The organism is Phenylobacterium sp. (genome assembly GCF_031425575.1).
GTDB lineage: Bacteria > Pseudomonadota > Alphaproteobacteria > Caulobacterales > Caulobacteraceae > Phenylobacterium.
In genome coordinates this window covers 1-7816 of sequence record NZ_JANPJP010000268.1, presented here as the reverse complement: position 1 = coordinate 7816, position 7816 = coordinate 1, and the positions used below count along the sequence as shown (strand labels likewise).

Here is a 7816-nt window from a genome sequence, read left to right as displayed (position 1 = left end):
CGCCGAGCGCGAGATCCTGATCGCCGACCGGGCGGGCAAGGTGGAAGAGGCCAGGCGCCTGGCCCAGTCCAAGTCCGACCTGGTGGCGACGCTGAGCCATGAGATCCGCAACGGCCTGACCGGGGTCGCCCACGTCCTGGCCGCCGCCGCCGGCCGCAGTGGTCGTGGCGCGCCTTCCCGCGAGCAGCTCACCGCCGCCCTCGACGCCGCCAACGACCTGATCGCGGTGCTTAACACCACCCTGGATTCCGAGACCGCCGAGGCCGGCCGCCTGTCGGTGGACACCCGGCCCTTCGATCCCGTGGCCCTGCTGCGCGACCTGGTGCTGCTCAACCGCCCCAACGCCTCTATGAAGGGGCTAGAGCTGACCCTGCACGTGCCGCCGGAGCTGGAGGGCGCCCACGCAGGCGCGGCCCTGGCCGACGCGCACCGGGCCCGGCAGATCATCGCCAACCTGATCGGTAACGCCGTGAAGTTCTCCGTCCGTGGCCGGGTCGAGGCTCGTGTCGAGATCACCCCGGGCGGCCGCCTGGCGGTCGAGATCGCCGACACCGGCCCGGGCCTCACCCCCGACGAGCTGGAGCACGCCTTCGAGCCTTTCGCCCGCGTCGAGCGCACCAGCGCCGGGACCTCCGGGGCAGGCCTCGGCCTCTCCCTGGCCCGCCAGCTCGCCCGCCTGATGGGAGGCGACCTCACGGCCCACAGCGCGGTCGGCGTCGGCTCCTGCTTCCGCCTCGAACTGCCCTATGACGCGCAGGCGGCGGCCGAAAGGGTGGTTGAGGCCGTGGAGGTCGTCGCCCCCGATCCCACCGAGCGCCGCACCCTGAAGGTGCTGATCGCCGAGGATGACGCCCTGAACGCCGCCATGCTGCGCGCGGTGATCGAGCAACTGGGTCACCAGGTGGTCCACGCCGTCGACGGCCGCCGCGCCTTCGAACTGGCCAAGATCTGCGAATTTGACCTGCTGATGATCGATGGCCGCATGCCCAACATGGATGGCCCCGCCACCATCACGGCGGTGCGGGGTCTGGAGGGCGCCGCGGCTCAGGTTCCCATCGTCGCCGTGATCGGCGGTGACGCGGAGGAAGCCAGGGAATGCACCGACGCCGGCGCTGACGCGGTCCTGCGCAAGCCGGTCAGCGTGGCCGCCGTGGCCCGCGCCGTCGCCGACGCCGTCGCCGTGACCCGCAAGGACACCGCCGCTCGCCTCACCGCTTGAGGCCGACGCCACGAGCGACCATGATCCCCGGCAACAGGTGGGGAACGCGCGTGCTGCTCAAGGGTCTGAAGGTCGTCGAATTCGCCTCCTATATCGCCGCCCCCGGCGCGGCCGGCATCCTGGCCGACTGGGGCGCGGAGGTCATCAAGGTCGAGCGGCCTCAGGGCGATCCGATGCGCCACGTGTTCGCCGACGCCAAGAGCGAGATCATCGGCAATCCCACCTTCGGCATGGACAACCGCGGCAAGCGGGCCGTGGTGCTGGACATCGCCAAGCCCGAGGGCCGCGACGCGCTGGCCCGCCTCGCCGCTGAGGCCGACGTCTTCCTGACCAATGTGCGACCCGCCTCCCTGAAGAAGTACAGCCTCGACGAGCAGACCCTGCGGGCGACCAATCCCCGCCTGATCTACGCCGTGGTCACCGGCTATGGCCTGGAGGGACCCGACGCCCATCTGCCCGGCTTCGACGTCACCGCCTTCTGGTCGCGGGCCGGCGTCGCCCGGATGCACGCGCCCAAGGGCTCCGACCCCTTCATCCTGCGCACCGGGGTGGGCGACCACACCACCTCGCTGGCCACCACCTCGGCGATCCTGGCGGCGCTCTATGAGCGGGAGAAGACCGGAGAGGGCCGGCTGGTGGCCACCTCGCTGCTGGCCACCGGCACCTATGTCGTGGGTTCGGACCTGGCGGTGCAACTGGTGTTCGGCAAGCTGGCGTCGAACCGTCCTCGTACCGACCCCTTCGACCCCCTGGCCAACTTCTACAAGAGCCGGGACGAACACTGGTTCGTGCTCAATCCCCGTGGTGGCGGCTCTGACTGGCCGGCACTGGCCCAGGCCTGCGGGCGGCCCGACCTGCTGGAGGACGAGCGCTTCAAGGGCGGCAAGGCGCGCAAGGCCAACAACCGCGAGCTCGTGGCCGAGTTCGAGGCGGCCTTCGGGGCCTTCGACTTCGAGGAAATCGCGCGGCGCCTGGACGAGGCCGACCTGGTCTGGGCCCCGGTCCAGACGCCGGCTGAGGTCGCCGCCGATCCGCAGGTGGAAGCCGCCGGCGCCCTGATCGCGGTGGAGGACGGCCACGGCGGAACCTACCGCTCACCCAATTCCCCGGCCCAGTTTCCGGGCGTCGAAACCACCCAGCGCCCCGCGGCGCCCGGCCTCGGCGAACACACCCGCGTGGTCCTGGGCGAGATCGGCTATTCCGACGCCGAAATCGACGCGATGATGGCGAGCGGGGCTGCGGCGTAGCGGCGACTCTGGTCGCGATCGCTCACCACCCGTTGCGACCGTTCGCGGCGCTTCTATGGTTGTCGGATGGGCGACAACGGAAGTTCAATACTGAGGCCGGCGACGGCGGCGGACGCACCGGCCTTGCAGCGCGTCCTCTTCGACACGTTCGAATCGACGTGGCGACCAAACATCTCGGAGAGCGCTGCGCTGGCCTACGTCCAGGAAGACCGACCGGCCGCCTACATCGGCGCGCGAGGGCTCCTCTTCCGGGTCGTGCAGGTCGGCGGCGAAATCGCCGGCTTCGTCGATTGGGATGGCGACTTCATCAACGCGCTTCACGTGCGCTCGGCGCATGCCCGGCAGGGCGTCGGGCGACGCCTGATGGACCATGCTGAAGCTCAGATCGCTCACGCAGGGTTCTCATCGGTCCGCCTCGAAACCGATACCTTCAATGTTCGCAGTCAGGCGTTCTACGCCGCCCGAGGTTACCGGGAAGAGGGCCGATATCCCGACGAGGAATGGGCCAGCGGGCTCACCACCCTTCTGCTTGTGAAGCGGCTCGCGTGAGTCCTCCCCCCCTGGCTGACATCGACCAAGTCGGTTCCGGCGCCCTCGGGGAACGTCTGCTTGCGGCGGCCTCGCCCAAGGCCGCTCGCGACCCGTCGCAGACCTAAGAATTGAGCCGAACGAAGGCCTCGATCTCTGGTCTGGTAACCGACCAGAATGACGCGCCCCGGGACGGGGAGGGTCTGTCGGTACCCATCGCAAAGAAATCGCCCTCAAGCACCAACTCTCCGCGCTGAACGACCCGCTGTTCGACCCTGTAGTCTTCGAAATCGGGGAATGCCACGAGTAGCGTTGCGTTCACTTCCGTGAGGTCGCTGCAGAAAAGGCTAGCCTGCGCCTCGTGTATGGTCCGTTCGGCAGTTCGTCGCCAATGGCTCACATAGTCGTCCATCGACCAACATTTGAGGCTGCAGAATACACTTTCGTGGAGCTCGCCTGCCCGGATAGCGGCACCCGCGTACCCACTAGGCACGGGTGCTGTCGTCAGCTGCTTTCCCGGAAAAAGACCGAACGTCACCATTCGGCAAAGCTAACAGATAAACGTCCGCAACCCAGCACACTGAGCCATTGAGAGGGTCCGCTTTTCGGCGAGGCCGGTGGAGCCGTCGTTAGCCCCAAGGGGATCGCCAAGCGGGCGCCAGCGTCAGAAACCTAGCTCTTGCCGTCCTGTGCGTCCGACAGCACCCGCAGCATCTCGCTGGAGAAGATCGAGCCGGTGAGGCGCGAGCTGGAGCCCTCACGGTCGGGGCTCTGGGAGCCGCGCAGGATCAGGTCCACCAGGGCGTCCTGTTCCTTCATCCGCTCGGTGCGGCGGGCCGAGGCGTACTGAATGAAGCCGTCTTGGGCGGGTTCCGGCGCGGGACTGGTGGCCCGGCCCATGCCGCCGGTGCGGGTGAGGTTGGCGTAGACCTCGGCGACAGTGGCGGGCCGGCCGTCGCGGTAGAAGATCGAGCGGTTGGCCTGGGCGGCGTCGGGAAACAGGCTGGCGGCCGAGGCGCCGGGGCGGGTGTTGGCCGCCTCGATCAGCCGGGCCGAGCCCTGCGGTCCCAGGAAGTGGGCGGCGTAGAGCTCCCCGGCGGTGGGGGTGCGGCCCGTGCGGCCCTTCAGATAGGAGGCGTGGTCGGAGGCCAGTTCCCCCGCCATCAGCGAGGAGGCGTGGGCGTCGAGCCGCAGGTCCATCACCGCCTTGCGCGCCTCGGCCCCGTTCACCGAATAGCGGCCGTTGGCGCCCTTGGTGATCAGGTCGGCGTAGCGGGCGTAGCCGTATTTCGAGCCGTGCTGCTTGAGGGTGGAGAGCCAGGTCTGCTCGACGAACTGGAACAGGCCGGCGGCCGACGAGGACGACGCCTTGGCGCGGGGATTATAGCCGCTCTCGCGGTTGGCGGTTTTCATCAGAAACGTGAAGTCCACGCCCGTCGCGTTGGACGCACGTTGGATGGCGGCTTCGACCGCGCCCCTCAGACCCTGGATCGCCATGGTCCCTGGTTTGCACCGACATGGTTAACGGCGCGCTAACCATGCTGCGGCGGAGGGGCGCACTCAGCCCGTGGCGCTCTGGACGACGCTCTCTTCGGCGCGGTTGAGGCAGTCCTCGAGAATGGCCAGCAGGCGGGGCAGTTCGATGGGCTTGGCGATGAAGTCGTCCATGCCGGCGGCGAAATAGGCGTCGGTCTCGTGGCTGAGCACGCTGGCGGTCACGGCGATGATCGGGATGCGGGAACGCCCTCCGGTCCGCTCACGCTCGCGGATGGCCTTGGTGGCCTCCAGCCCGTCCATCCCGGGCATGTGGATGTCCATGAGGATGGCCGACCAGGCCCCGGCTTCCCAGGCCTCGATGGCCTCGGCGCCGCTGTCGACGGTGACCGTGTCTATCCCCAACTGTTCCAGCAGGGTGCGGATCACCAGCCGGTTGGTGGGATTGTCGTCGGCCACCAGGACCCGCAGGGCGTCATCGAAGCTGGGCTCCATGACCTGGGTCACCGAGGTAGGGGTCTCCGCACGGACCATCGGCGCGGTGAAGCTGAAACAGGCGCCCTCCCCCACCACGCTGGTGAAGTCGATCTCGCCGCCCATGAGGGTAAGGATTTCGCGGCAGATGGTCAGGCCCAGGCCCGCGCCTCCGAACCTGCGAGTCGTGGAGGCGTCGGCCTGCACGAACTTGTCGAAAAGCTGCGGCGCGCGCTCCGGGGCGACGCCCATGCCGGTGTCTGTGACGCTGACCTTCAGCAGGTCGCCGTCAGCCTCGATGCGGGCGACGACGGAGCCGGCCTCGGTGAACTTCAGCGCATTGGACAACAGGTTGGAGATCACCTGCCGCAGGCGCACCTCGTCGCCGCGACGCCAGCCCTTAGCCTCCGGCGTGATCTCCAGACGGAACTCAAGGCCCCGCTCCTGGGCGAGACCGCCATAGAGCCCGGCCAGGTCGTCGGCGAAGCCCGCCATGTTGAACACCGAGGGCGACAGCTCCAGCCGCCCCGCCTCGATCTTCGAGATGTCGAGGACATCATTGATGATCCCCAACAGGGCGCGGCCGGAGTCCTGGATGGTCACCAGCCGGGCCCGCTGGGCCTTGGACAGCGGGTCGGCGGTCATGGCCTGGGCCATGCCCAGCACGCCGTTGAGGGGTGTGCGCAGCTCGTGGCTCATGGTGGCCAGGAATTCGGTCTTGCTGCGGTTGGCGGCGTCGGCCGCCAGCGCCAGATCCTGCGCCTGGACACGAAGAGCCTGGTTGGTGGCCAGTTCCTGTTCGATCTGGCGGTTCAAGGCCTCGGCGGCGAGGCGGGCGCGCAGCTCGCGCATCACCACGCCGCGGGTCATGGTCGAGAGGCCGATGGATCCGAACGCCCCGGCCAGGCCAACGAAGGCGTATTGCCCCGCCGCGCCCGGACCGGCCTGCCCCGCGAAGATCACCAGGGCGGTCAGGGCCAGCACCACGGAGGGGACAAGAATGCGGACGCTGGGCCCCACCGTGGCGAAGCCCAGGGCCATGATCACGAAGTAGACCAGCTTGGCCGCTTCGAAATGGATCGACAGATAGGCCACGGTATTGGCCAGGATCAGGGCGTTGGCGGCCAGGGCCGTCATCTCGAGGGTCAAGTGAGCCGAGCCCGGATCGCGCAGCAGGCGATGGAAGCCTAGGCAGACCACGGCGGAGATCGCTGACAGGCCCGCCAGGATGATTAGATCCGACCCGGTCTCATAGAACGGATGGCTGGCGGTGATGATCAAATAGTAGATGCCGGCCGCGATCAGGTATCCGCGCACGACAGGTCGATAGACAGCCGCCAACTCCTGCGACGGCAGCGGCTCGACGGCTCGTGAGAACATCTTTGGTTCGCGCCTCATTCTCACGAGACCTTAGGAGAAAACGGATTGCGCCGTGATTAATGGTTTGTATTTCGCCATCTCGGTTACCGTCGAATACTTGCGACCAAGCGTCGCAGATGCTTGGTTGAGCGGACACAACCTGACCATGACAGGAACACGGTTTAGCTTCCCCAAGGTCAAGCCTCCGCCACGATCGGCGCGCGACCCTGTTGTCGGTGACGATAACAAAAGGGAGGTCGCCAATGGTCGTCCAACAGCCGTTTCCCGCCGGGCACGCGGGCAGTTCGAGGGGCCGCCGCGCCATGACCGCGGCGATCGGAGTCTCCATCGCGGCCCATGTGGCCCTGGTGGGCTATCTCGCCGCCCAGCGGTTCCAGGCGCCGCCAGCGGAACCGCCGGTGGTCGAGGACCCTGGCTTCAAGGTGGAGATCTACACCCCGCTCAAGGCGCAGCCGAAGGTCTCGCCGCAGGTCCGCCCGCGCGCGACGCCGATCCCGACGACGACGCCCGACAATACGCTTCAGGCGCCGCCGCTTCCCAAGACCGAGATCATCGAAGGCCCGCCACCGAAGACCATCGCTCAGACGGCGGCGCCTCCGAAGCTTATTGAGGTTCCGGATGCGCCGCCGGTGATCACCTCGCCGACGTGGTTGCGGAAACCGGGCGCCAAGGAGTTCGCGCGGTTCTATCCTGACAGCGCGATGCGCCGGAACATCGAAGGTGGCGCGACCTTGGCCTGCCTGGTGGGCGGCGACGGGACGGTCAGCGCCTGCCAGGTGGTGGCGCAGAGCCCTGACAACGCCGGCTTCGGCCAGGCGGCCCTGAAGCTCGCGGCCTATTTCAGGATGAGCCCCCAGACCCGTGACGGCCAGCCGGTGGACGGAGCCATCGTGCGCATCCCGATCCGGTTCAATCTGGGGAGTTGATCACCGTCATCCCGGATCGGCCTTGCAGGCCGTCCGGGATGACGTCGTGTCAGTAGCTCTTGGGCAGGCCCAGCACCCGCTCGGCGATGTAGTTGAGCACCATCTCGCGGCTGATGGGCGCGATGCGGGCGATCATTACTTCGCGGAAGTAGCGCTCCACGTCGTATTCCTTGGCGTAGCCCATGCCGCCGTGGGCCAGGACCGCGGCCTCGCAGGCGTTGAAGCCCGCCTCGCCGCCCAGGTACTTGGCGGCGTTGGCCTCGGCCCCGCAGTCACGGCCGGCGTCGTAGAGGGCCGCGGCCTTGAAGGCCATCAGGTTGGCGGCCTCCAGCTCGGCCCAAGAGCGCGCCAGGGGATGGGCCACGCCCTGGTTCTGGCCGATGGGCCGGCCAAACACGATCCGCTCCTTGGCGTAGGAGGTGGCCTTCGCGAGGGCCGCGCGGCCCAGACCCACGGCCTCGGCGCCGAACAGCACCCGCTCGGGGTTCAGGCCCTCCAGCAGGTAGTAGAAGCCGCGCCCCTCCTCGCCAATCAGGTCGCCGGCCGGC

General features: G+C 68.2%; 7 protein-coding genes. 4 read left to right on the top strand and 3 right to left on the bottom strand.

From position 1 onward, the window contains the following. The 3 genes from RMO97_RS15445 to RMO97_RS15435 form a co-directional block, all read left to right on the top strand. A partial coding sequence (locus tag RMO97_RS15445) for an ATP-binding protein (protein ID WP_310541933.1) occupies window positions 1-1219 on the top strand: 1219 nt, incomplete at its 5' end. Between the two features lie 50 nt (window positions 1220-1269). Beyond that, window positions 1270-2466 (top strand): CaiB/BaiF CoA-transferase family protein, encoded by a 1197-nt coding sequence (locus tag RMO97_RS15440; protein WP_310541932.1) that lies wholly within the window; start codon window positions 1270-1272, stop codon window positions 2464-2466. Window positions 2467-2589: 123 nt separating this feature from the next. After that, the gene (locus tag RMO97_RS15435) at window positions 2590-3015 is read left to right on the top strand and encodes a GNAT family N-acetyltransferase (protein WP_310541931.1); all 426 of its coding nucleotides are present in this window, start codon (window positions 2590-2592) and stop codon (window positions 3013-3015) included. Between the two features lie 651 nt (window positions 3016-3666). Here the strand turns inward: RMO97_RS15435 and RMO97_RS15430 are convergent. Both RMO97_RS15430 and RMO97_RS15425 read right to left on the bottom strand, forming a co-directional pair. Beyond that, entirely contained in the window at window positions 3667-4491 is an 825-nt protein-coding gene (locus RMO97_RS15430) for a transglycosylase SLT domain-containing protein (protein WP_310541930.1), read from the bottom strand. Between the two features lie 63 nt (window positions 4492-4554). After that, a complete protein-coding gene (locus RMO97_RS15425) occupies window positions 4555-6342 on the bottom strand; it encodes an ATP-binding protein (RefSeq protein ID WP_310541929.1) in 1788 nt (595 codons plus the stop codon). 302 nt (window positions 6343-6644) lie between these two features. Here RMO97_RS15425 and RMO97_RS15420 point away from each other — a divergent pair, with 302 nt between their 5' ends. Then, window positions 6645-7268 (top strand): TonB family protein, encoded by a 624-nt coding sequence (locus RMO97_RS15420; protein WP_310541928.1) that lies wholly within the window; start codon window positions 6645-6647, stop codon window positions 7266-7268. A 49-nt stretch (window positions 7269-7317) separates the two neighbouring features. Here the strand turns inward: RMO97_RS15420 and RMO97_RS15415 are convergent. Continuing rightward, window positions 7318-7816: acyl-CoA dehydrogenase family protein (locus RMO97_RS15415; RefSeq protein WP_310541927.1), on the bottom strand; the 499-nt coding region annotated here is incomplete at its 5' end.

Excerpts from the sequence above, each read along its gene's own strand:
- RMO97_RS15430 (WP_310541930.1), bottom strand. The coding sequence starts at position 4,491 with ATGGCGATCCAGGGTCTGAGGGGCGCGGTCGAAGCCGCCATCCAACGT.
- RMO97_RS15425 (WP_310541929.1), bottom strand. The coding sequence starts at position 6,342 with ATGTTCTCACGAGCCGTCGAGCCGCTGCCGTCGCAGGAGTTGGCGGCT.
- RMO97_RS15420 (WP_310541928.1), top strand. The coding sequence starts at position 6,645 with ATGACCGCGGCGATCGGAGTCTCCATCGCGGCCCATGTGGCCCTGGTG.